General features: G+C 69.9%; 18 protein-coding genes. 13 read left to right on the top strand and 5 right to left on the bottom strand.

Annotated features, from left to right (window positions below; genetic code table 11):
- Positions 1–62: 62 nt before the first annotated feature.
- Positions 63–1,052, top strand: a complete 990-nt coding sequence (gene epmA, locus IBX53_RS04490; RefSeq protein ID WP_290905969.1) for an EF-P lysine aminoacylase EpmA — start codon at positions 63–65, stop codon at positions 1,050–1,052.
- Here the strand turns inward: epmA and asd are convergent.
- The 3 genes from asd to rsgA are packed head-to-tail and all read right to left on the bottom strand — an operon-like array spanning position 1,049 to position 3,790.
- A complete protein-coding gene (gene asd, locus IBX53_RS04495; RefSeq protein ID WP_290905971.1) occupies positions 1,049–1,885 on the bottom strand; it encodes an archaetidylserine decarboxylase in 837 nt (278 codons plus the stop codon). The two genes, epmA and asd, sit on opposite strands and share 4 nt — an antisense overlap.
- Before the next feature lie 27 nt (positions 1,886–1,912).
- Positions 1,913–2,743 (bottom strand): sulfurtransferase, encoded by an 831-nt coding sequence (locus IBX53_RS04500; RefSeq protein WP_290905973.1) that lies wholly within the window; start codon positions 2,741–2,743, stop codon positions 1,913–1,915.
- 18 nt (positions 2,744–2,761) lie between these two features.
- A complete protein-coding gene (gene rsgA / locus IBX53_RS04505; protein ID WP_290905975.1) occupies positions 2,762–3,790 on the bottom strand; it encodes a small ribosomal subunit biogenesis GTPase RsgA in 1,029 nt (342 codons plus the stop codon).
- Positions 3,791–3,904: 114 nt separating this feature from the next.
- Here rsgA and orn point away from each other — a divergent pair, with 114 nt between their 5' ends.
- Positions 3,905–4,498 (top strand): oligoribonuclease, encoded by a 594-nt coding sequence (gene orn / locus IBX53_RS04510; protein WP_290905977.1) that lies wholly within the window; start codon positions 3,905–3,907, stop codon positions 4,496–4,498.
- A 2-nt stretch (positions 4,499–4,500) separates the two neighbouring features.
- Here orn and queG read toward each other — a convergent pair whose 3' ends face one another.
- Entirely contained in the window at positions 4,501–5,604 is a 1,104-nt protein-coding gene (queG, locus tag IBX53_RS04515) for a tRNA epoxyqueuosine(34) reductase QueG (RefSeq protein WP_290905979.1), read from the bottom strand.
- Positions 5,605–5,716: 112 nt separating this feature from the next.
- Between queG and IBX53_RS04520 the strand changes: the two genes are divergently transcribed.
- The 11 genes from IBX53_RS04520 (at position 5,717) to IBX53_RS04570 (ending at position 19,141) form a co-directional block, all read left to right on the top strand.
- Positions 5,717–7,246 carry an NAD(P)H-hydrate dehydratase gene (locus IBX53_RS04520; RefSeq protein ID WP_290905981.1) on the top strand — a complete coding sequence of 510 codons (1,530 nt, stop codon included), beginning with the start codon at positions 5,717–5,719 and terminating at the stop codon, positions 7,244–7,246.
- Positions 7,227–7,748: a tRNA (adenosine(37)-N6)-threonylcarbamoyltransferase complex ATPase subunit type 1 TsaE gene (gene tsaE, locus IBX53_RS04525; protein WP_290905984.1), complete on the top strand. Its 522-nt coding sequence runs from the start codon at positions 7,227–7,229 to the stop codon at positions 7,746–7,748. Before IBX53_RS04520 ends, tsaE begins: the two co-directional genes overlap by 20 nt.
- An 11-nt stretch (positions 7,749–7,759) precedes the next feature.
- The gene (locus IBX53_RS04530) at positions 7,760–9,190 is read left to right on the top strand and encodes an N-acetylmuramoyl-L-alanine amidase (protein ID WP_290906011.1); all 1,431 of its coding nucleotides are present in this window, start codon (positions 7,760–7,762) and stop codon (positions 9,188–9,190) included.
- Positions 9,191–9,210: 20 nt separating this feature from the next.
- Positions 9,211–11,223, top strand: coding sequence for a DNA mismatch repair endonuclease MutL (mutL, locus tag IBX53_RS04535; RefSeq protein WP_290905987.1), 2,013 nt, complete (start codon positions 9,211–9,213; stop codon positions 11,221–11,223).
- Between the two features lie 297 nt (positions 11,224–11,520).
- The gene (gene miaA / locus IBX53_RS04540) at positions 11,521–12,459 is read left to right on the top strand and encodes a tRNA (adenosine(37)-N6)-dimethylallyltransferase MiaA (protein WP_290905989.1); all 939 of its coding nucleotides are present in this window, start codon (positions 11,521–11,523) and stop codon (positions 12,457–12,459) included.
- A gap of 123 nt (positions 12,460–12,582) precedes the next feature.
- Positions 12,583–12,831 (top strand): RNA chaperone Hfq, encoded by a 249-nt coding sequence (hfq, locus tag IBX53_RS04545; protein ID WP_290905992.1) that lies wholly within the window; start codon positions 12,583–12,585, stop codon positions 12,829–12,831.
- An 8-nt stretch (positions 12,832–12,839) separates the two neighbouring features.
- Complete coding sequence (hflX, locus tag IBX53_RS04550; protein WP_290905995.1) at positions 12,840–14,168, top strand: ribosome rescue GTPase HflX; 1,329 nt, start codon at positions 12,840–12,842, stop codon at positions 14,166–14,168.
- A 134-nt stretch (positions 14,169–14,302) separates the two neighbouring features.
- A complete protein-coding gene (gene hflK / locus IBX53_RS04555; RefSeq protein ID WP_290905998.1) occupies positions 14,303–15,547 on the top strand; it encodes an FtsH protease activity modulator HflK in 1,245 nt (414 codons plus the stop codon).
- The gene (hflC, locus tag IBX53_RS04560) at positions 15,548–16,432 is read left to right on the top strand and encodes a protease modulator HflC (RefSeq protein WP_290906000.1); all 885 of its coding nucleotides are present in this window, start codon (positions 15,548–15,550) and stop codon (positions 16,430–16,432) included.
- A 176-nt stretch (positions 16,433–16,608) separates the two neighbouring features.
- A complete protein-coding gene (locus IBX53_RS04565) occupies positions 16,609–17,784 on the top strand; it encodes an ATP phosphoribosyltransferase regulatory subunit (RefSeq protein WP_290906005.1) in 1,176 nt (391 codons plus the stop codon).
- Between the two features lie 61 nt (positions 17,785–17,845).
- Positions 17,846–19,141, top strand: coding sequence for an adenylosuccinate synthase (locus IBX53_RS04570; RefSeq protein WP_290906009.1), 1,296 nt, complete (start codon positions 17,846–17,848; stop codon positions 19,139–19,141).
- A gap of 108 nt (positions 19,142–19,249) precedes the next feature.
- Here IBX53_RS04570 and IBX53_RS04575 read toward each other — a convergent pair.
- On the bottom strand, positions 19,250–21,911 hold a 2,662-nt coding region (locus IBX53_RS04575), incomplete at its 5' end, for a tetratricopeptide repeat protein (protein WP_367171539.1).

Consider the following 21,911-nt stretch of genomic DNA (forward strand, 5'->3'; position numbering starts at 1 on the left):
CCGGGCGGAGGAGTGTTTCGACGCCGAGTCCTGTGGGCTCGGCGTTTTCGATGGTGACGATCATGCAAGAGACCGACTGGCGGCCCACGGCCTCCCTGGAGACCCTGCGCGAACGTGCGCGTCTGCTGGCCGATGTGCGGGCCTTCTTCGCCCAGCGCGAGGTGCTGGAGGTGGAGACCCCGGTGCTGGGCCACGGCGGCAGCACGGACCTGCACCTGGCGTCGCTCTCCGCCGAGGCGACCACGCCGGCCGGGCGTGAGCGGCTGTGGCTGCAGACCTCGCCGGAGTTCGCCATGAAGCGGCTGCTGGCGGCGGGCTCCGGGCCGATCTTCCAGCTGGCACACTGCTTCCGCGACGGCGAGGTGGGGCGGCGCCACAATCTCGAGTTCACCATGCTGGAGTGGTATCGCCCGGGGCTCTCCCTCGACGGGCTGATCGAGGAAACCGTCGAGCTGGTGTGCCGCGTGCTGGGCCGAGAACTGGGGGATGAGGCGGGCCCTCTGCGGCGCCACCGCTATCGCGAGCTGTTCCGGGAGCACCTGGCCATCGATCCCTTTACCACCCCGCTTGCCGAGCTGCGTCGGCTGGCCGGCGAGCGGGGAGGGCTCTCCATGGCAGGCGCGCCCCGCGACGACTGCCTCGACCTGCTGATGAGCCTGGCGATCGAGCCGCACCTGGGGCGGGAGGGCATCGAGGTGGTGGTGGACTATCCGGCGAGCCAGGCGGCGCTGGCCCGGCGTCACCGCGACCCGGAGGACGGCGAGTGGGTGGCCTCGCGCTTCGAGCTCTACCTCGAGGGGCTGGAGCTGGCCAACGGCTACGACGAGCTGACCGACGCCGCCGAGCAGGCGGCGCGCTTTGCCGAGGACAACGCCGCCCGCCGGGCGGCGGGGCTGCCCGAGGTGGATATCGATGCTCGCCTGCTGGCGGCCCTTGCACAAGGCATGCCCGAGGGCAGCGGGGTGGCGCTGGGCATCGACCGGCTGATCCAGCTGTCGCTGGGCAAGTCGAGCGTGGCGGAGGTGATGGCCTTCGCCACGCCGCGCTGTTAGAAGGCCCCGAGCGACTGCCCCATCTGTACCTTGGCGCCGGGCTCGAGGCCGTCGGCGAAGGCCACCGGCTCACTGAAGGCCATCACCACCGTGGAGCCGAGCTTGAAGCGGCCCATCTCCGCGCCGCGCTCCAGGTGCACCGGCGTGTCGAAGCGGATGCGCTGCACGCCGCCCCGGGGCAGGGGGGTGATCTGTCCGGCCCACACCGTCTCGATGGCGGCGACGATCATCGCTCCCACCAGCACCATCGCCATGGGGCCGTGCTCGGTGTCGAAGTGGCACACCAGGCGCTCGTTGCGGGCGAAGAGGTTCGGCACATGCTCGGTGGTGGCGGCGTTGACCGAGAAGAGCCGCCCCGGCACATAGACCATCTCCCTCAGGGTGCCACCCATGGGCATATGCACCCGATGGTAGTCGCTGGGGGAGAGGTAGACGGTGGCGAAGCTGCCGCCCAGATAGCGGCGGGCGGCCTCGCCGTCGCCGCCCAGCAGCTCCATGGCCGAGAAGCGGTGGCCCTTGGCCTGGAACAGCTGGCCGGCCTCCACGGGGCCGAACTGGGAGAGCCGCCCGTCGGCAGGGCTCACCATCCCCTCGCCGAGGGGGCGGGCGCCTTCCTCCAGCTCGCGAGTGAAGAAGTCGTTGAAGGTGGCGTAGGCCGTCGGGTCGGGCTCGGCGGCCTCATCCATGTCGACCTTGAACCGGCGGATGAAGGCGCTCACCAGTGCGTTCTTCAGCCAGGGAGTGCGGCATTCGGCCAGCCGCCCCACTGATCGCGACAGCAGGTGGTGGGGCAGCGGGTACTGGATCAGGGCAAAGAGCCGGGAGAATGACAAGGGCGTTCCTGTGGCAAGCGTTGAGGGTTATGTCTCGATCGGCGTATCGTCGCGGTTGCCCCACTCCTTCCAGGAGCCGGCATAGCCGCGGATCTTCTCGAAGCCCAGCGCACGGCCCACCAGCCAGGTGAAACCGCTGCGGTGGTGGCTCTGGCAGTGGGTGGCGACCTCCATGTCCGGGGTCAGGCCCAGGGCCTCCAGCTCGGTGATCAGTTCGGCGTAGTCGCGGATGCGCAGGCCGCGTTCCGGATCCATGGCCCGGGTCCACTCCATGTTCACCGCGCCGGGGATATGGCCCAGTTGCCTGTTCTCGCCCTTCTCGCCGCGGTACTCCGCGGGGGAACGGGCGTCCCAGATGGCAAAGCCCCTCTTGCCGAGGCGTTCGGTGAGCTCGATGCGGTCGATGGCCGCCTCGGGGTGGAGGATCTCCGCCTCGTACTCGCCCGGCGTCGGTTCGGAGGGCTCGGTGGAGACCGCCAGGCCGTCCTGGCGCCAGGCGTGGATGCCGCCGTTGAGATAGGAGTAGCGGGTGTGGCCGATCAGCTCCAGTGTCCACAGCAGCCGGCCGGCCCAGCCGCCGCCCTCGTCGTCATAGGCCACCACGTGGGTGTCGCGGGTCAGGCCCAGCTCGCTGAACAGCGCGGAGAGCTGCTCCACGGTAGGTTCCAGGCAGGGCACCTCGCCCGAGCCGCGCATCAGGCGCGCCTTGTCGAGGAACACGGCGCCGGGCACGTGGCCCTCGGTGTAGCTCTCGGCCCTGAGGGGGACATCGATGATCAGCAGCGACGGCTCGTGCAGTTGCTCGGCGAGCTGTTCGGGCTCGATGATCAGCGGCAGCAGGTTGGCTTCGGAACTCATGGGACTCTCCTTACCTTGTTATTCCAGCGAGTCGAGGATGCGGCGGTAGCTGGCAAAGCGCTCGGGGTGGACCTCGCCGCGCTCCAGCGCCTCCAGCAGCGCACAGCCCGGCTCCTGGCGGTGTCGGCAGTCACGGAAGCGGCAGTGACCGAGCAGGTCGCGGAACTCGATGAAGCCCTCGGCGACCTGCTGCTCGTCGAGATGGCCGAGACCGAACTCGCGGATTCCCGGCGAATCGATCAGTTCGGCCCCCTCGGCACTCGGCAGCACATAGAGGCGCGCGGTCGTGGTGGTATGGGTGCCCTTGCGGCTGTCCTTGGACAGCGCCCCGATGCGTAGTTCCTCCCCGGGCAGCAGGCGGTCGATCAGCGATGACTTGCCCACGCCGCTCTGCCCCACGAACACCGAGGTGCGCTCGGCCAGCCGGGCGTGCAGGGCATCGAGGCCGTCCTCGCGCTCGGTGGTGGAGGTCACCACCGGATAGCCCAGCGCCTCGTAGCGCTGCAGCAGCGCCATCAGCTCGCCGCCGCCCTCCGGAAGCAGGTCGATCTTGTTGAGCACCAGCACCGGGGCGATGCCGGTCGCCTCGGCGGCCACCAGGTAGCGGTCGATCAGGTTGGGATGGGGCTCGGGCTCCACGGCAAACACGATCAGGATCTGGTCGATATTGGCGGCCACCGGCTTGAGCTGGCCCCGGGCGTCGGGGCGCTCCAGCACGCTGTCGCGCTCGCCGCGGGCCACCACCACGCCCTCCACGATGGCGCCCTCGGCATCCTGGCGGCCGCGCCAGATCACCCGGTCACCGGTGACCAGGCCCTCGAGGTTGGCGCGAAGGTGGCAGCGCACCGCCCCGCCGCCAGCCTCCGGTCGCACGTCCAGGGTGCGTCCGAAGTGGGCAACCACCCGGCCGGGCTGCTCGGGACCATACTCGCCGGCGGCCAGCTTCTCGCCGTCCTTCTCGTCGAGTCGGGTGGCCCGTTCGGCCCGTTCGGCCTGGATCTTCTCGATGCGCCAGCGTTGCTGGCGGTTCAACTTGCGTTTGGTCATGGCGGCCCGAAGCTCGTTACAATGTAGGCATTGTACTCACCCCGGGCGCCCGCTGTCGCGAGCCGCGCGGCGCCATGCAAGGAACCTGGTCACAGGACTGGTCAAGGAATCTAGATGAACAAGAGCAACGAACCCGAGGATCCGCGCAAGAGCCGCCTGGTCTGGATCGACCTGGAGATGACCGGCCTCGACCCGAACCGCGAGCGGATCATCGAGGTGGCCACCCTGGTCACCGACGCCGAGCTCAACGTCGTCGCCGAGGGGCCGATGATCGCGGTGAAACAGCCGGACGGCCTGCTCGACGCCATGGATGAGTGGTGCACGAAGACCCACGGCGAGTCGGGGTTGACCGCGCGGGTGAAGGCGAGCGCGACCGAGACCGCCGAGGCCGAGCGCCAGACCCTCGAGTTCCTGCGCGAGCACGTCGAGCCCGGCACCTCGCCCATGTGCGGGAACAGCGTGCACCAGGACCGCCGTTTCCTGGAGCGCGAGATGCCCGAGCTGCTGGCCTTCTTCCACTATCGCAACCTGGACGTCTCGACCCTCAAGGAGCTGGCCAAGCGCTGGAACCCCGGTGCCATGGCGGGCTTCCACAAGCGCAATGTGCACCTGGCCATGGACGACATCAAGGAGTCCATCGCCGAGCTGGCCCACTACCGCGGTACCTTCCTGCGCCTGGCCGATACCAGAAGCGACGAGGAGGAGTAGCCTCAGCCGATGGCGATCTGCCGCTGACGTTTCTCCTGCTGTCGCTTCAGCGCCCAGCGCACGTGCTCGCGCACCAGGTCGGAGGGGTAGGGCAATCGCGCCCTGAGGGCGGCCTCTGCGGCCTCGCTCCAGGGGGCGTTGCCGAGGCCCACGGCGAGGTTGCGCAGCCAGCGCGCGTAGCCGATGCGGCGGATCGGGCTGCCGGCGGTCTTCTCCAGGAACTCCTCCTCACCCCAGGCGAACAGCGAGAGCAGGCTGGCGCGGTCCAGGTCGTGGCGGGGGGCGAAGTCGGCCTCCCGGGTGACGCGGGTGAAGCGCGTGAAGGGGCAGACCAGCTGGCAGTCGTCGCAGCCGAACACCCGGTTGCCCATGGCCGCACGGTAGCGTTCGGGAATGGCGCCGTGAAGCTCGATGGTGAGGTAGGAGATGCAGGCCCGGGCGTCCACCACCCGGTCCTCGACGATGGCGCCGGTGGGGCAGGCCGTGCGGCAGGCGCTGCAGCTGCCGCAGTGCTCCTCCTCGAAGGGCGCGTCCACCGGCAGCGGGAGGTCGGTGTAGAGCTCGCCCAGGAAGAACAGCGAGCCCGCCTTCGGGTTCAGCAGCATGGCGTTCTTGCCGAACCAGCCGAGCCCCGCCTTGCGCGCCAGCGCCCGCTCCATCACCGGCGCCGAGTCCACGAAGGCGCGGTAGCCGATGGGCCCCACCTCGGCCTCGATCCATCGGGCCAGCGTCGCCAGGCGCTTGCGCATCAGCTTGTGGTAGTCGCGGCCGGTGGCGTAGCGCGAGACGTAGGCCGTCTCCGGCTGGCCCAGCACCTTGGCGGTCTCCACCTCGGCGGGCAGGTAGTCGAGCCGCACGCTGATCACCCTGACGGTCCCCGGCTCCAGCTCGGCGGGGCGGGTGCGCCGGGTGCCGTGCTTGGCCATGAACCCCATCTCACCGTGGTGCCCGGCCGCCAGCCAGCGCGCCAGGCGGGCCTCGTCCTCGGCCAGGTCGATGTCGGTGATGCCGACCTGCTGGAAGCCGAGCTCGCGCCCCCAGACCTTGATGCGATCGGCCAGGGGGTGCAGGTCGGTGGCGTCGTCGGAGGCAGACGAGGAAGTCATGATCGCGGAAACACCGTGCAGGGGGGCGGCGTCACTTGGCGCCGGCCGCGGAGGCTTTACACTGTTCTTTAATTACCGCCATGGTAAAGCATCGGGTCCAGGGAGACATCGCATGGCCGACATTCGATCCGCACCGTCGCTGCATCCGCTCTATCGCGCCGACCAGGTCCGTGAACTCGACCGGCGCACCATCGCCGGCGGCATCGAGGGGTTCGCGCTGATGCAGCGCGCCTCGGCCGCCGCCTGGCAGGTGCTGCGCGCGCGCTGGCCCGGGGTGCGCTCGCTGACGGTGCTGTGTGGCGCCGGCAACAACGGCGGTGATGGCCACGTGCTGGCGGCCCTGGCCGCCGCCGAGGGGCTGGCCGTGCAGCGCATCCTGCTCAAGGGCATCGATGAACTCGACGGCGATGCCCGGCGTGCTGCCGACATGGCCACCGCCGCTGGCGTCGCCGCCGAGCCGTGGGTCTCCGGCATGGCCCTGCGCGGCGAGCTGCTGGTCGATGCCCTGCTGGGCACGGGGCTCTCCGGCGAGGTGCGCGGCGCCTTCCGCGAGGCCATCGCGGCGGTCAACGCCGGCGGCCGGCCGGTGTACGCCATCGACATCCCTTCCGGGCTGCATGCCGACACTGGTGCGGTGCTGGGGGAGGCGGTGCGTGCCACCGCGACGGTCACCTTCATCGGCGACAAGCTGGGGCTCTACACCGGCGCGGCGGCGGATCACGTTGGCGAGCTGCATTTCCGTGCGCTGGGCGTGGATGCGGCGGCCGAGGCCGACCTGGCCCCGGCGGCGTGGCGGCTGGAGGAGGCGCTGATCCGGGCCTGGCTGCCGCCTCGTGCCCGCGCCGCCCACAAGGGCGACTGCGGCCATGCGCTGATCCTCGGCGGGGCGCCGGGCTTCGGCGGGGCGGCACTGCTCGCCGCCGAGGCCTGCGCCCGGCTGGGTGCCGGCAAGGTCAGCCTGGCCACCGCGCCTGCGCACGTCACTGCCAGCCTGGTGCGCCGTCCCGAGGTGATGGCCCATGGCGTGCGCGGCGCCGCCGACCTCGGTGAGCTGCCCAGCCGTGCTGATGCGCTGGTGGTGGGCCCGGGCCTGGGGCAGGGCAGTTGGGGCCAGGGGGTGCTGCAGTCGGCGCTGGACGCCGGCCGGCCGCTGGTGGTGGACGCCGATGGCCTCAACCTGCTGGCGGTGCGCTTCCCCTCGACGCACCGCGACGATTGGATTCTCACGCCCCACCCGGGAGAGGCCGCCAGGCTGCTAGGTTGTTCGGCCGCCGAGGTGGAGGCGGACCGTCCCGCGGCGGCCTTGGCGCTGCGCGAGCGCTGGGGCGGTGTGGTGGTGCTCAAGGGCGCCGGTACTCTGGTGGCAGGCCCCGCAGGGCTCGTTGTCTGCCCCTTCGGCAACCCCGGCATGGCCAGCGGCGGGATGGGCGATGCCCTCTCCGGCATGCTCGGTGCGCTGCTGGTCCAGGGGGTGCCGCTGGAGGCCGCGGCCCGCCTGGGGGTGCTGATACATGCCCGAGCCGCGGATCTCGCCGCGGCGGAGGCCGGGGAACGTGGTCTGCTGGCCGGTGATCTGGCATCCTATGCGCGAATTCTGGTCAATCCGACGATGGGCGTTGACGATGCTGCTGCGACTCGATGATGAAGCCCGCCAGGTAGCCTTGGGCGAATGCCTGGGGCGGGCCCTGGAGGGGCATGGACTGGTCTATCTCGAGGGCGAGCTTGGCGCTGGCAAGACCACCCTGGCCCGCGGCGTGCTGCGTGCCTACGGCCACCGTGGTGCGGTGAAGAGCCCCACCTATACCCTGGTGGAGCCCTATGAGCTGGATGGCGTGAGGATCCACCATTTCGATCTCTATCGGCTTGGCGACCCCGAGGAACTGGAGTTCATCGGCGGCCGGGATCTCTTCGACGACGAGGCCCTGTGCCTCGTGGAGTGGCCCGGCCGCGGCGAGGGCTGGTTGCCGACGCCCGATCTGCGCATTGCCCTGTCGCTGGCCGAGGTGGGCCGTGATGCCCGGCTCGAGGCCCGGAGTCCCCGGGGTGAGCAGCTGCTGGCGAGACTTGCGACCATGCCCGAGCTGGCCGCCTGCCATCTGAGGACAGAACCCGATGACGCCAGGGAGGGCGAGGAAGCACGATGACCCGATGGCTCATGCGCGGCCTGCTGGCCGCCACCCTGCTGTGGCTTCCCCTGGCGGGCCTGAAGGCTGCCCAGGTCGATAATGTGCGTCTGTGGGCGGCACCGGACCATGCACGCCTGGTATTCGACCTCGCCTCGCCGACCCAGGCCTCCGTGTTCGGGCTCGACAATCCGCGGCGCCTGGTGATCGACCTGGACGACAGCCGCATGGCCGCGGACCTGGCCGGCATCGACCTCACCGGCAGTGCCATCAGCCGCATTCGCAGCGGGGTGCGAGACGGCAATGGCCTGCGCGTGGTGCTGGAGCTCGAGCGCGAGGTGGAGCCCCGCCACTTCAGCCTGGCGCCCAACGATCAGTATGGCCATCGCCTGGTGGTGGATCTCGAGTACCCCGGTGAGAGCGCCGTGCAGGACCCGATCGATCCCATCGAGGCGATGATCCGCGAGCAGGAGATCGCTGCCAACCGTCCACGCGTCGAATCGGGCGGCGCGCCGGCCCGGGTGGCGCCCGAGCCGGCGGTGGCCCTGCAGCAGGCCCAGCCCCATCCCCGTCGCGATATCATCATCGCCATCGACCCCGGCCACGGCGGGGAGGACCCCGGCGCCATCGGCCCCGGCGGCGCCCGCGAGAAGGACGTGGTGATGGAGATCTCCAGGCGCCTGCAGCGGCTGGTGGACGACGCCGAGGGGTTTCGTGCGGTGATGATCCGCGACGGCGACTACTACATCGGCCTGCGTCAGCGCACCCAGATCGCCCGGGACCAGAAGGCCGATTTCTTCGTCTCCATCCACGCCGACGCCTTCACCAGCCCGCGCCCCAACGGCAGCTCGGTCTATGCGCTCTCCCAGCGCGGCGCCACCTCCGAGACCGCCCAGTGGCTGGCGGCCAGCGAGAACCGCGCCGACCTGATCGGCGGCGTGGACGGCAACCTGTCGCTCAAGGACAAGGACGAGGTGCTGCGTGGCGTGCTGCTCGACCTGACCATGACCGCCACCCTCAACGACTCCCTCTCCATCGGCGGCCAGGTGCTCGACCAGTTGGGTCGCGTCAACCGCCTGCACCGCAGCCGGGTGGAGCAGGCCGGCTTCATGGTGCTCAAGTCGCCGGATATCCCGTCGCTGCTGATCGAGACCGGCTTCATCTCCAACCCGGACGAGGAGCGTCGACTGCGCGATTCCAGCCATCAGCAGGGTCTGGCCCGGGCGATCTTCTCGGGGCTGCAGGATCACTTCCGGCGCAATCCGCCGCCGGCCAGCCTGCTGGCCTGGCAGCGCGACAACAACCGCAGCACCGGCGGCAACGAATACCGCATCCAGCCTGGCGATACGCTTTCGCAGATTGCCGTCCGACATAATCTCTCCACGGATCGCCTCAAGCAGGCCAACGAGCTCAACGGCGACGTGATCCGCGTAGGACAGGTGCTGCGCATTCCGCGGACCTGAATCGACTGGCAGGGAGTGACATGAGCGAACCGCGCCCTATCCGGGTCCTCGACCCGCGACTGGCCAACCAGATCGCCGCCGGTGAGGTGGTGGAGCGCCCCGCGTCGGTGGTCAAGGAGCTGGTGGAGAACGCCATCGACGCCGGCAGTCGCCGCATCGAGGTGGAGCTCGAGGCCGGCGGTACCCGACTGATCCGCGTGCGCGACGACGGCAGCGGTATCGGCGAGGCGGACCTGCCGTTGGCGCTGTCGCGTCATGCCACCAGCAAGATCGTCTCCCTGGAGGAGCTGGAGGGGGTGGCGAGCCTGGGGTTTCGTGGTGAGGCGCTGGCCTCGATCAGCTCGGTGTCGCGCCTGGAGCTTGTCTCCAACGCGGCCGAGGACCCCACCGCCGGCTGGCGAGTGGTGGCCGAGGGGCGCAACATGGAGCCCAGGGTGAGCCCAGCGCCCCATTCCCGGGGCACCTCGGTGACGGTGCGCGACCTGTTCTTCAATACCCCCGCGCGGCGCAAGTTCCTGCGCATGGAGAAGACCGAGTACGGTCACGTCGAGGAGGCCTTCCGCCGCCAGGCGCTCTCCCGCTACGACATCGGCTGGACCCTGCGCCACAACCAGAAGACCCTCCACCAGCTGCGACCCGGCGACGACCAGGCCTCCCGGGAGCGGCGCATCGCCGCGCTGCTTGGCCGTGCCTTCCTGGAGAACGCCCTGCATCTGGACCTCGCGGCCTCGGGTCTGCGGCTGTGGGGCTGGGTGGGCCTGCCTACCCACTCCCGAGCCCAGGCCGACCAGCAGTACTTCTTCGTCAACGGCCGGGTGGTGCGCGACCGCCTGGTGGCCCACGCCGTCCGCCAGGCCTATCGCGACGTGCTGTTCAGCGGCCGCCATCCGGTCTTCGTGCTCTACCTGGAGGTGGACCCCACGGTGGTGGACGTCAACGTCCATCCCACCAAGCACGAGGTGCGTTTTCGCGATGGCCGCCTGGTCCACGACTTCCTCTTCTCCAGCCTGCATCGCGCCCTGGGCGAAGCTCGGGCCGGCCATCCGGGGGCAGGCCATCCTGGGGCAGGCCATCCGGGGGCAGGCCATCCGGGGGCAGGCCATCCGGGGGCAGGCCATGAAGCCGAGGAGGCCAAGGACGCCGCCGCCGCGGACGAGACGCCGCTCGCTCCTGCGACAGGGCAGGTGCGCGAGAGCGCCGGGCGCTGGCAGCAGCAGCCCATGGCGTTGCCGCGTGAGGAGGGTGAGCGGGTCACTCCGGATCGCGTGAGGGCCTTCATGGAGGGCTATCGGGCGCTGCATCCCGGCCACGAGGAGAGCCTGCTCACGCCGCAACCCGCGGCGCCGGGCGCCGGGGTGGGGGGCGCGGCCGCCGAGATGGCCCTGGCCGAGCGCCGGGCCGTGCAGGAAGCTCGGCGTCCGGTGCTGCCGGAGGCCGACGACACCCGCGCGCCCCCGCTGGGCTACGCCATCGCCCAGCTGCATGGCGTCTATATCCTCGCCCAGAGCGAGCGCGGGCTGATCCTGGTGGACATGCACGCCGCCCACGAGCGCATCGTCTACGAGCGCATGAAGACCCAGGTGCACGGCGGGCGTCTCGATGCCCAGCCGCTGCTGGTGCCGGTGTCGCTGGCCGCCAGCCACGCCGAGGTGGCCACCGCCGAGGCCGAGCGCGAGGCCTTCTCCCGCTTCGGGGTGGAGCTGGACGTGGCCGGCCCCGAGACCCTGCTGGTGCGCCAGCTGCCGGCGCTGCTCGCCGACGCCGACGTGGAGCCGCTGATCCGTGACATGCTCGGCGACCTGGAGCGCTACGGCCGCTCCGACCGCCTCGAGGCCCACGTCAACGAGCTGCTCGCCACCATGGCCTGCCACGGCAGCGTGCGCGCCAACCGCCAGCTGACCCTGGCCGAGATGAACGCCCTGCTGCGCGACATGGAGCGCACCGAGCGCAGCGGCCAGTGCAACCACGGCCGCCCCACCTGGACCGAGATGAGCATGAAGGACCTGGACCGCCTCTTCATGAGGGGGCAGTAGCAAGCATGGACCAGTCGCATCATGCTGGCGTGGTCTGCTCCCTTCGTCTCAAACCCTGGCAGCCTATCTGCCGCTGCCGAGGCTTATTCCTTCTGGTGGGAGCCACGCTCTGCGGGGCGAATGAGCGGAGGCCACAGCATCATGTGGCAACGCCGCCGGGCGCCTGCGGCGCCATTCGCTCGGCAGAGCCGGTCTCCCACAGTGAGTGTTCAGCCTCAGCTGACCTCAAAGGCAGCGCCTGTGCGACAAGAAGGTCTACTTCCACGACATCGAATGACAAGAGCCGCTGAATACGCAATGCCAGATACCCGTCCGCCCGCCATCCTGCTGGTGGGTCCCACTGCCGCCGGCAAGACCGACCTCGCCATCGCGCTCCACGAGCGGCTCGGTTGCGAGCTGATCAGCGTCGACTCCGCCATGGTCTACCGCGGCATGGATATCGGCAGCGCCAAGCCCTCGGCGGAGGAGCTGGCCCGGGCGCCCCATCGGCTGATCGACATCCGCGACCCCGCCGAGCCCTATTCGGCGGCGGACTTCCGCGACGACGCCCTGCGCGAGATGCGCGAGATCACGGCAGCCGGGGGCGTGCCGCTGCTGGTGGGGGGCACCATGATGTACCTTCGGCAGCTGCTGCACGGGGTGGCCAACCTGCCAAGCTCGGACCCGTCGGTGCGCGCCGAGCTGGAGGCCGAGGCCGAGGCGCATGGTCTCGCCGCCCTGCATGAGGCGCTCGCCCGGGTCGATCCGGCCTCGGCGGCCCGTATCCACCCCAACGATCCCCAGCGGCTAATGCGGGCGCTGGAGGTGCATCGGATCAGCGGCCGGCCGCTCAGCGAGCTGTGGGCCGAACAGCGGCCTGAAACCTTTCCCTGGCGCACGCTGTCGATAGGACTCGCCCCAGCGGATCGCGCCGTGTTGCACGAGCGCATCGCCCGGCGCTTCGACGCCATGCTGGCAGGCGGCTTCATCGAGGAGGTGGAGGCGCTGCGCGCCCGCGGCGACCTCGCGCCGGACCTGCCGTCCATGAAGAGCGTCGGCTATCGTCAGGTCTGGGCCTATCTCGACGGCGAGCATGATCGCGAGACCCTGCGCCATCGCTGCATCGTCGCCACTCGTCAGCTGGCCAAGCGCCAGCTGACCTGGATGCGAAGTTGGGAGGGGCTCGAAGGGTTCGATAGCCTGGGGGGCGACCCCCTGGGGCAGGTGTTGAAACTCGTGCGCGATTTCGGCACTTAGCGTAAGATACGCCATTCACGAGCCGGGTAGCCGGGTCCGCCGCGGCCATGGCCATGCCAGTGTGGCAACCGCATCACACCACGATACAACGTCAACCCCAGAGACAATGTCAGGGAGAGCAACATGTCCAAAGGGCAGTCCCTTCAAGATCCGTACCTGAACATCCTGCGCAAGGAGCGAATCCCGGTATCGATTTTCCTGGTCAACGGCATCAAGCTGCAGGGTCAGATCGAGTCCTTCGACCAGTTCGTCATCCTGCTGCGCAACACCGTCAGCCAGATGGTGTACAAGCATGCCATCTCCACCGTGGTACCGTCGCGCAACGTGCGCCTGCCGGTCCAGGACCCTGCCGAGGCGCAGGACAGCCAGTGAGGTAGTGATTGTTTTTCGAACGTCCCGATGCCGGTGAAACGGCCGTCCTCGTCCATGTGGACTTCCAGGACGAACTGAAACGCGAGGATGCGGGCGAGTTCCTCGAACTCGTTCGCTCCGCCGGTGCCGAACCGGCCACCCTGCTGACCGGCAGCCGCCAGCGGCCGGACCCCCGCACCTTCGTGGGTTCCGGCAAGCTGGAGGAGCTGCGTGAGTTGATGGAGGTTCACGGCGCCGAGCTGGTGATCTTCAACCATGCCCTGAGCCCCTCCCAGGAGCGCAACCTCGAACGCGAGCTCAAGTGCCGCGTGCTCGACCGCACCGGCCTGATCCTCGACATCTTCGCCCAGCGGGCGCGTACCCATGAGGGCAAGCTGCAGGTCGAGCTCGCCCAGCTGGAGTACATGTCGACCCGCCTGGTGCGCGGCTGGACTCACCTGGAACGTCAGAAGGGCGGCATCGGCCTGCGCGGTCCCGGCGAGACCCAGCTGGAGACGGACCGCCGCCTGCTGCGAGCGCGCATCAAGTCGATCCATCGTCGGCTCGACAAGGTGCGCAGTCAGCGCGAGCAGAACCGTCGCTCCCGGGCCCGGGCCGAGATTCCCAGTGTCTCCCTGGTGGGCTACACCAACGCCGGCAAGTCAACGCTGTTCAACGCGCTGACCGCCTCCGAGGTCTATGCGGCCGACCAGCTCTTCGCTACCCTCGACCCGACGCTGCGACGCCTGGAGGTCGAGGACGTGGGCCCGGTGGTGCTGGCCGACACGGTCGGCTTCATCCGCCACCTGCCCCACAAGCTGGTGGAGGCATTTCGTGCCACCCTGCAGGAGGCTGCCGAGGCGACCCTGCTGGTGCACGTGATCGACGCTGCCGACCCGGATCGTGAGCTCAACGAGCAACAGGTCGAGCTGGTGCTCGATGAGATCGGCGCCCTGGAGGTACCGATGCTCAAGGTGATGAACAAGATCGACCTGCTAGACAGCGCACCGCGCATCGAGCGCAATGGCGAGGGGCGCCCCGAGGTGGTGTGGCTATCGGCGCAGGAGGGCAGGGGACTGGACCTGCTGGCCCAGGCCCTGGCCGAGCGGCTGGCCGACGATGTCCTCGACTTTTTCCTCACCCTGGCCCCGGAGCAGGGCCGGCTGCGTGCCGCCCTTCACGAGTTGGGCGCGGTGCGCGACGAAGCCTTCGACGAGCAGGGCGACACACGATTGCAGGTTCGCTTGCCGCGTCGCGACTTCCTGCAGCTGATGTCGCGGCTCGGCGAACGCGCCGATGACTACCTACCCGAGGCCCTGCGTGATCGCGAGGCCTGGGAAGAGCAAGGGGCAGGCTAGGTACGGGCAGACGATAACAACGACGACATGGACGACGGGCGCCACCGTCCTGCAGGACGGGGCGCCGACAGGATCGCAACCGAAGTCCCGGCCGGCTCGCCGGCGGGGGCCGCAACACATAGTGGAGAAGACCTATGGCCTGGAATGAGCCTGGTGGTGGCAACCAGCACGACCCCTGGAGTGGTGGTGGCCGTCGCGGCGGCAACGGAGGCGGAGGCAATGGTGGTGGCGGCGGTAATCGCGGCGGCAACCAAGGCCCTCCCGACCTCGATGAGGCCCTGAAGAAGTTTCAGGACAAGCTCAACGGCATGCTCGGCGGCCGTGGCGGCAAGGGTGGCGGTGGCAAGGGCGGCAAGGGCGGCGGCGGCAAGCCGCGCAACGTCTTCGCCCTGCCGGGGCTGCTGATCGTGGTCGCCCTGGCGATCTGGGCGGCCACCGGTTTCTATCTGGTCGACCAGTCGGAGCGTGGTGTGGTGCTGCGCTTCGGCAAGTTCCAGGAAGTGGTCAGCCCCGGCCTGCACTGGAACCCGCCGTTGATCGACGACGTGCGCATGGTCAACGTGACCCGCGTGCGCTCGCTGACCCAGACCCAGGCGATGCTGACCCGCGACGAGAACATCGTCGAGGTCGAGATCTCGGCCCAGTATCAGGTGTCCAACCCCCGCGATTTCGTGCTCAACGTGCGCAACCCGCAGCTCTCCATCGAGAACGCGCTGGATTCCGCCCTGCGTCACGTGGTCGGTGGCACCGACATGATCGAGATCCTGACCTCCGGTCGTGAGATCCTCGGCAGCTCCGTGTCCAGCCGCCTGCAGTCCTATCTGGACAGCTACGGCACCGGCATCCGCCTGCAGACCATCAACATCGAGTCCACCACCGCGCCCGGCCCCGTCATCGACGCCTTCGACGACGTGATCCGCGCCCGCGAGGACCGTCAGCGGACCATCAACCAGGGCATGGCCTACGCCAATGCCATCATCCCCGAGGCCCAGGGTCAGGCGCAGCGCCTGGTCGAGCAGGGTCAGGGTTATCGCGAGTCGGTCGTGGCCGAGGCGCGTGGTCAGGCCAACCGCTTCAACGCGCTGCTCTCCCAGTACCAGGACTCGCCGGCGATCATGCGCGAGCGTCTCTACCTGGACGCCATCGCCGAGATCTTCGGCAGCACGCCCAAGGTGCTGGTCGACGTGGCCGATGACAGCCCGCTCATGTACCTGCCGCTGGACCAGATGGGCAACGGTGGCAGCGGTGGTTCGTCCTCCGGCGAGCGCCTGGGCGAGGAGGGTGAACTCGATCCGCGGGTGCTGGAGCGCCTGCGCTCCGGCCAGACGACCTCGAGCACGAGCAGCAATACCGGTGGAATCCGCAGGGAGGGCCGCTAAATGATCAACAATCGTTCCCTGCTCATTGTCGGCGGCCTGGCCGCCGTGGCCTGGCTGGCCAGCAACAGCCTCTATGTGGTCGACGAGACCGAGCGCGCCGTCAAGCTGCGCTTCGGTGAGGTCATCGAGGAGAACATTCAGCCGGGCCTGCACGTCAAGGTGCCGATCACCCAGACCATCCGCAAGTTCGATACCCGGGTGCTGACGCTGGACACCGACACCAGCCGCTACCTGACCCTCGAGCAGAAGGCGGTGATCGTCGACTCCTACGTCAAGTGGCAGGTGATCAACCCGACCCGCTACTACGAGGCCACCGCCGGCGACGAGATGATGGCGATCCGCCTGATCCAGCCCCGGGTCGACGAGAGCCTGCGTAACGAGTTCGGCCGCCTGGACCTCCAGCAGATCATCGCCGAGCGTCGCGACGACCTGATGATCGGGCCGACCCAGGACCTCGATGCCCTGCTGCGCGAGGAACTCGGGGTTGCCATCGTGGATGTGCGCGTCAAGCGGATCGATCTGCCGGAGGACGTCTCCGCGGCGGTCTTCGAACGCATGCGGTCCGAGCGTGAGCGGGAGGCCCGCGAGTGGCGAGCCCAGGGCCAGGAAGAGGCCGAGCGTATCCGCGCCAACGCCGATCGCCGTCGCCAGGTACTGCTGGCTCAGGCCACCGAGCGGGCCGAGACACTGCGCGGTGAGGGCGATGGCGAGGCCGCGGGGATCTTCTCGGAGTCCTACTCCCAGGACCAGGAGTTCTTCGCCTTCTGGCGCAGCCTGAACGCCTATCGCGAGAGCTTCCAGGGGGACGGCAACATGCTGGTGCTCGATCCCTCCAGCGACTTCTTCCGCTACCTGAAGAGCGCGGTGCCTTCCAACGGCGAGTGAGCGCGACATGCGCCGGGGTTCATCCCCGGCGCAAACGTGGTAGACTCCTGCAACCGGGCGTGGCCCGGTTTTTTTGTGGCCGTCTATCACAAGCCCTGTCGCACGTCAGGCGCTCGTCGAGACCTCGGCTCGAGCGTCCTTTTCGGCCATTTTCGCTGCCTTGCAGGATGATTTACATGACGATCGCTGACCGCTGGCTGCTGCCCGACGGCATGGATGAGGTGCTGCCGCCCCAGGCGAGCCGCATGGAGGGGCTGCGCCGCGCGCTGCTCGACCTCTACCATCGCTGGGGCTACGACCAGGTGATGCCGCCGACGGCGGAGTTCCTCGATTCCCTGCTGACCGGCACCGGCTCCGACCTGGCCCTGCAGACCTTCAAGCTCACCGACCAGCTTACCGGGCGCATGATGGGCGTCAGCGCCGACGTCACTCCCCAGGTGGCACGCATGGATGCCCACTCCCTGAAGCGGCAGGGGCCGGTGCGGCTCTGCTACTGCACCAATGTGCTCCGCGCCACCGCCGACCAGCATCAGAGTGGTCGCAGTCCCGTCCAGGTGGGCGTGGAGCTGTTCGGTCACGCCGGCATCGAGGCGGATCTGGAGATCCTCCACCTGGCGCTGGCCAGCCTCGCCGCTGCCGGCGCCGACGAGATTCACCTGGCGCTGGGACATATCGGCATCTACCGCAGCCTGGTGGAGACGGCCGGGCTGCAGGGTGACGCCGAGCGTGCGCTGTTCGAGGCCCTGGAGCTCAAGAGTCCCGGCGAGCTGGCCGAGCGGGTGGCGCAGAGCGTCGAGGACCCGGCCCTGGCCGAGATGTTCCTGGCGCTGGGCCGCCTGCACGGCGGCGCAGAGGTGCTGGAGCAGGCCCGCGAGGTCTTCGCCGAGGCGCCGTCCGCGGTGGGCGCGGCGCTGGACCAGCTGCGCGCCCTGCACCGGGGCGTGCTGGTCAGCCACCCCGAGGTGGCACTCTACTTCGACCTGGGCGAGCTGCGCGGCTACGCCTACCATACCGGCATGATGTTCGCCGCCTATTTGCCCGGCTACGGCCAGGCGCTGGCCAAGGGCGGCCGCTATGACGACACCGGCCGCGCCTTCGGGCGTGCCCGGCCGGCCACCGGCTACTCCATGGACCTCAAGCTGCTGGCAGGGCTGTCTCCCATGGAGCCACCCGTCGACGGCATCTGGGCACCTGCCGAGGGCGAGGGTCTGCAGGCGGCCGTGGTAGCCCTGCGGGCGAAGGGAGCGCGGGTGGTTCAGGCGCTGCCTGGGCAGCGCACCGGGCCGGTCGAGCACCGCTGCGACCGCGAACTGGTGTTCCGCGATGGCCACTGGCAAGCCGTGGCACTGTAGACTGGGTTAAACCTTGGGCGCGACGGCCTGCCGCCGCGCGGCAACGAGAGACGAGAGAGCAATGGGCAAGAACGTAGTGGTACTGGGCACCCAGTGGGGTGACGAGGGCAAGGGCAAGGTCGTCGACCTGCTGACCGAATCCGCCGCCGCGGTGGTGCGCTTTCAGGGCGGTCACAACGCCGGCCATACTCTGGTGATCGACGGCGAGAAGACCGTCCTGCACCTGATCCCCTCCGGCATCCTGCGCCCAGACAAGATGTGTGTGATCGGCAACGGCGTGGTGCTGTCGCCCGAGGCGCTGATCAATGAGATCCGCGAACTGGAGGCCAAGGGCGTGCCGGTGCGCGATCGCCTGCGCCTGTCGCCGGCCTGCCCGCTGATCCTGCCCTATCACGTGCGTCTCGACCAGGCTCGCGAGAAGGCGCGTGGCGTCGCCAAGATCGGCACCACCGGTCGCGGCATCGGTCCCGCCTACGAGGACAAGGTGGCCCGCCGCGGCCTGCGCCTCGGCGATCTGCAGCACCGCGAGCGTTTCGCCTCCAAGCTCGGCGAGGTGCTCGACTACCACAACTTCGTGCTGGTCAACTACCACGGCGAGGCGCCGGTGGATTTCCAGCAGGTGCTGGACGAGGCCATGGAGATGGCCGAGGAGCTGCGCCCGATGGTCTGCGACACCGTGGGTCTGGTCCACGACTACCGCAAGGCGGGCGAGAACATCCTCTTCGAGGGCGCCCAGGGCTCGCTGCTGGATATCGACCACGGCACCTACCCCTTCGTGACCAGCTCCAACACCACCGCCGGCGGCACCGCCACCGGCTCCGGGGTCGGGCCGCTCTACCTGGACTACGTGCTGGGGATCACCAAGGCCTACACCACCCGGGTGGGGTCGGGTCCGTTCCCCACGGAGCTCTTCGATGAGCACGGCCGCCATCTGGCCGAGCGTGGCCACGAGTTCGGGGCCACCACCGGTCGCCCGCGCCGCTGCGGCTGGTTCGATGCCGTGGCCCTGCGCCATGCCGTGCAGATCAACTCGGTCTCGGGCATCTGCCTGACCAAGCTCGACGTGCTCGACGGCCTCGAGAACATCCGCGTCTGCGTGGGTTACCGCAGCAAGGACGGCGAGGTACTGGACACCCCGGTGGACTCCGAGGGCTATGAAGCCATCGAGCCACTTTACGAGGATCTGCCGGGCTGGAGCGAGTCGACCCTGGGCGCCCAGCGCGTCGAGGACCTGCCGGCCAACGCCCGCGCCTACATCCGCTACCTGGAGGAGAAGGTCGGCGTCAGCATCGACATCATCTCCACTGGCCCGGATCGCAACGAGACCATCGTGCTGCGCAACCCCTTCGAGGGCTGAGGCCCGAGACCCGCAGCCGCTCCCGCGGCCCGAGAGCGAGCGACAACGCAGAAGGCCGGCACCCAGTGCCGGCCTTCTGCGTTCCTGGCCGCGACAGTCGCCGTGGCCTCACCGCGCCGCGGCGATATCGTCGGCGATCAGCTCGTGGAGCGTCTCTAGGGCCATGTCGCTGTCGGCCTCCATCACCTCCTCGAGCCACAGCAGCGCCTGCTCGCGGTTGGCGCTCTGAAGCCCGTTGGCCTCGAGGTAGGCCTCCGCCAGCGCCAGGCGGGCGCTTGAATGGCCCTGACGGGCCGCCTGGAGCAGGTAATCGGCCCCCCGGCGGGTGTCGCGCGCCAGGCGCTCGCCGCGCAGGTACTCGCGGCCCAGAGTGGCCTGGGCACCGGCGTGCCCCTCCTCCGCGGCTTCCTGGAGCAGGGCCTGGCCACGTTCGATATCCTCGGGCATCCCCGCCTCGCCGCGCAGCAGAATCCGCCCCAGGTTGGCGCGCGAGGAGAGGTCGCCGCTCTCCACCGCCAGGTCCAGCCACTCCCGGGCTTGGGCCGGGTCGGCCGCCACGCCGTTGCCCTCCAGGTAGGCCTGGCCCAGCAGACGCGCGGCGTGGGGGTTGCCGGCCTCGGCGGCGGGGCGCAGGGTGGCGACGCCCTGTTCGGTATCCGCCTCGACGTGCTCGCCGAGCAGCAGGGCCTCGCCGAGCCGCAGCCGGGCACCGTCGTGGCCGGCATCCGCGGCGCTTCGCAGCAGCGTCAGGCCGCGCTCGGGGTCGCTCTCGAGCAGCATCTCGCCGACCTCCGCGCGCGCCCCGGTGTGCCCGGCATTGGCGGCGCGCTCGAGCCAGGCCCTGGCCGCCTCGGGATTCGCCTGGACTCCCGCCCCGTCACGGAAGGCGCGGCCGAGGTCGGCCATGGCCCCCGGGTGGCCCTCCTCGGCGGCAGCGATCAGCGCATTGATGTCGCCCTGGGCGCCGCGCTCCCGGTTGACACCGACCATGGCTTCATCGGCGGAGGCGTGGCCGGCGTCCCGGGCGCTGCTCAGCCAGCGGGTCGCCTCGTCGAGATCCCGCGGCACGCCGCGGCCCTCGCGATAGGCGCGTCCCAGCACCACCATGGCGTAGGCGTCGCCCTGACGGGCGGCCTGCTCCAGCAGGGCGCGCCCGCGCTGCGGCTGCTCCTCCAGGGGCCCCGTCAGGTAGGCCTCGCCCAGGGAGGTCATGGCGGCGGTGTCGCCGGCCTCGGCCGCCTCCTCGAGCAGCGCTTCGCCCCGGCTGGGGTGGAGGGGTACCACCTCGCCGTCGAGATAGGCGTCTCCCAGCAGGCGCAGGGCGCCCTCCTGGCCCTGTTCGGCGGCCTCCCTCAGCAGTTCCTCGGCCCGGCGGCCGTCGACCGGTACCCCGCGCCCCTCCAGATGGGCGGCGCCGAGCTGCTGGGTGGCCCAGGGGTGGCCGAGTTCATGGCCGCGCTCGAGATAGTTGACGGCCAGCCAGGGCTGGCTGGGGACCAGTTCATCGTCCAGGTAGAGCGACCCGAGGTGGGCCAGGGCCAGGGGGTCGTCCTGTTCGGCGCCCTCCTCGAGCAGCGCGATGCCGCGCCGGACCTCGGGTGGCGTGGCGAGGGCATTGGTGGCCAGGGTGGTGGCAGGGTCGTCACCGCTGCCGTCCAGGCCCATCAAGCCGGCCTGTTCTCGGGCCTCATCAATCAGCGCAGACCCGAGGATCACCCTGGCGTCGACATCGCCGGCCTCGACCGCGGCCTCCAGCCAGCGCTTCGCCTGGGCCGGGCGCGCCGGTCCCACGTCGGGGTCGAGCAGGGCCTGGCCCAGGCGGGTCATGGCATCGACGTCGCCACGCTCGGCGGCCTCCTCGAGCAGCGCCAGGCCACGCTGCGGGTCGCCGCCACGCAGCAGCGCCGTGCCGGCGTGGCCCAGGGCATCCACGTCGCCGGCATCGGCGGCGCGCACCAGCCACGCCTGGCGCCGCTCGGGCTGGTCGCCGAGCAGCCCGTCGGGGGCGTAGAGTCCGGCGAGCCGGCGCATGGCCCCGGTATCGCCGCCGGCGGCTTGCTCCTCGAGCACTGCCTCCAGGCGTTTTCCATAGTCCATGGCGTGCTCGGGGGCCGTCTCCCGCCAGCCGTTCGGCCCGTGGGCCTCGGCCAGGGCCTCGAGGGCATTGGCGTCACCTCGCTGGGCGGCCCGCTCATAGAGCCGCTGGGCGCGTTCCGGGTCAGGGCCGATCTGCTCGCCGCCTTCGGCGAGCAGGCCGGCGAGCGTTGGCTCGGCCCGCTCCACCCCCTCCTTGACGGCCTGATCGAGCAGATGGAAGGCGAGGCGCTCGTTGCGCTCGACGCCGTCGCCCGCCAGGTAGAGCTCGGCGAGGTTGAGCGAGGCCTGGCCGCGGATCGGCGAGGGCCACTCGATCGCACGGCCGTAGAGCCGGGCCGCCTCGGCGGGGTCGCGCTCGACCCCCAGGCCGTCATCGTGAAGCTTTGCCATCTCGTAGTAGGCCGGGGGAATATTCCGGGCCACCAGCGGCTCGAGGCGTTCGATGGCCTCGGCGTGACGCCCCTGCTCGATGAACTCCTGGGCGCGATTGATCTGCTGCCAGTCATCGCCGCCGATGTTGGCCTCCGGGCGCCAGCCGAACCAGTCGCGGTACTCGGCCGGCACCTCGGCCTGTGGCTGGGCGGTGCCGGTCGACAGGCCGGGGCTCCCGCAGCCGCTCAGCAGGGCCAGCAGGGCCAGGGAGGCCGTGAGTCTCGAGGGCGTGGAGAGGGGA

The organism is Halomonas sp., assembly GCF_014859505.1.
Taxonomy (GTDB): Bacteria; Pseudomonadota; Gammaproteobacteria; order Pseudomonadales; family Halomonadaceae; genus Halomonas.

What these genes read in the sequence shown, in the direction of transcription:
- miaA (WP_290905989.1), top strand. Translation starts at nt 11,521, where the DNA reads ATGCCAGATACCCGTCCGCCCGCCATCCTGCTGGTGGGTCCCACTGCC.
- epmA (WP_290905969.1), top strand. Translation starts at nt 63, where the DNA reads ATGCAAGAGACCGACTGGCGGCCCACGGCCTCCCTGGAGACCCTGCGC.
- tsaE (WP_290905984.1), top strand. Translation starts at nt 7,227, where the DNA reads ATGCTGCTGCGACTCGATGATGAAGCCCGCCAGGTAGCCTTGGGCGAA.
- mutL (WP_290905987.1), top strand. Translation starts at nt 9,211, where the DNA reads ATGAGCGAACCGCGCCCTATCCGGGTCCTCGACCCGCGACTGGCCAAC.
- hflC (WP_290906000.1), top strand. Translation starts at nt 15,548, where the DNA reads ATGATCAACAATCGTTCCCTGCTCATTGTCGGCGGCCTGGCCGCCGTG.
- IBX53_RS04570 (WP_290906009.1), top strand. Translation starts at nt 17,846, where the DNA reads ATGGGCAAGAACGTAGTGGTACTGGGCACCCAGTGGGGTGACGAGGGC.
- queG (WP_290905979.1), bottom strand. Translation starts at nt 5,604, where the DNA reads ATGACTTCCTCGTCTGCCTCCGACGACGCCACCGACCTGCACCCCCTG.
- IBX53_RS04500 (WP_290905973.1), bottom strand. Translation starts at nt 2,743, where the DNA reads ATGAGTTCCGAAGCCAACCTGCTGCCGCTGATCATCGAGCCCGAACAG.
- IBX53_RS04520 (WP_290905981.1), top strand. Translation starts at nt 5,717, where the DNA reads ATGGCCGACATTCGATCCGCACCGTCGCTGCATCCGCTCTATCGCGCC.
- orn (WP_290905977.1), top strand. Translation starts at nt 3,905, where the DNA reads ATGAACAAGAGCAACGAACCCGAGGATCCGCGCAAGAGCCGCCTGGTC.
- IBX53_RS04565 (WP_290906005.1), top strand. Translation starts at nt 16,609, where the DNA reads ATGACGATCGCTGACCGCTGGCTGCTGCCCGACGGCATGGATGAGGTG.
- rsgA (WP_290905975.1), bottom strand. Translation starts at nt 3,790, where the DNA reads ATGACCAAACGCAAGTTGAACCGCCAGCAACGCTGGCGCATCGAGAAG.
- hflK (WP_290905998.1), top strand. Translation starts at nt 14,303, where the DNA reads ATGGCCTGGAATGAGCCTGGTGGTGGCAACCAGCACGACCCCTGGAGT.
- IBX53_RS04530 (WP_290906011.1), top strand. Translation starts at nt 7,760, where the DNA reads ATGCGCGGCCTGCTGGCCGCCACCCTGCTGTGGCTTCCCCTGGCGGGC.
- hfq (WP_290905992.1), top strand. Translation starts at nt 12,583, where the DNA reads ATGTCCAAAGGGCAGTCCCTTCAAGATCCGTACCTGAACATCCTGCGC.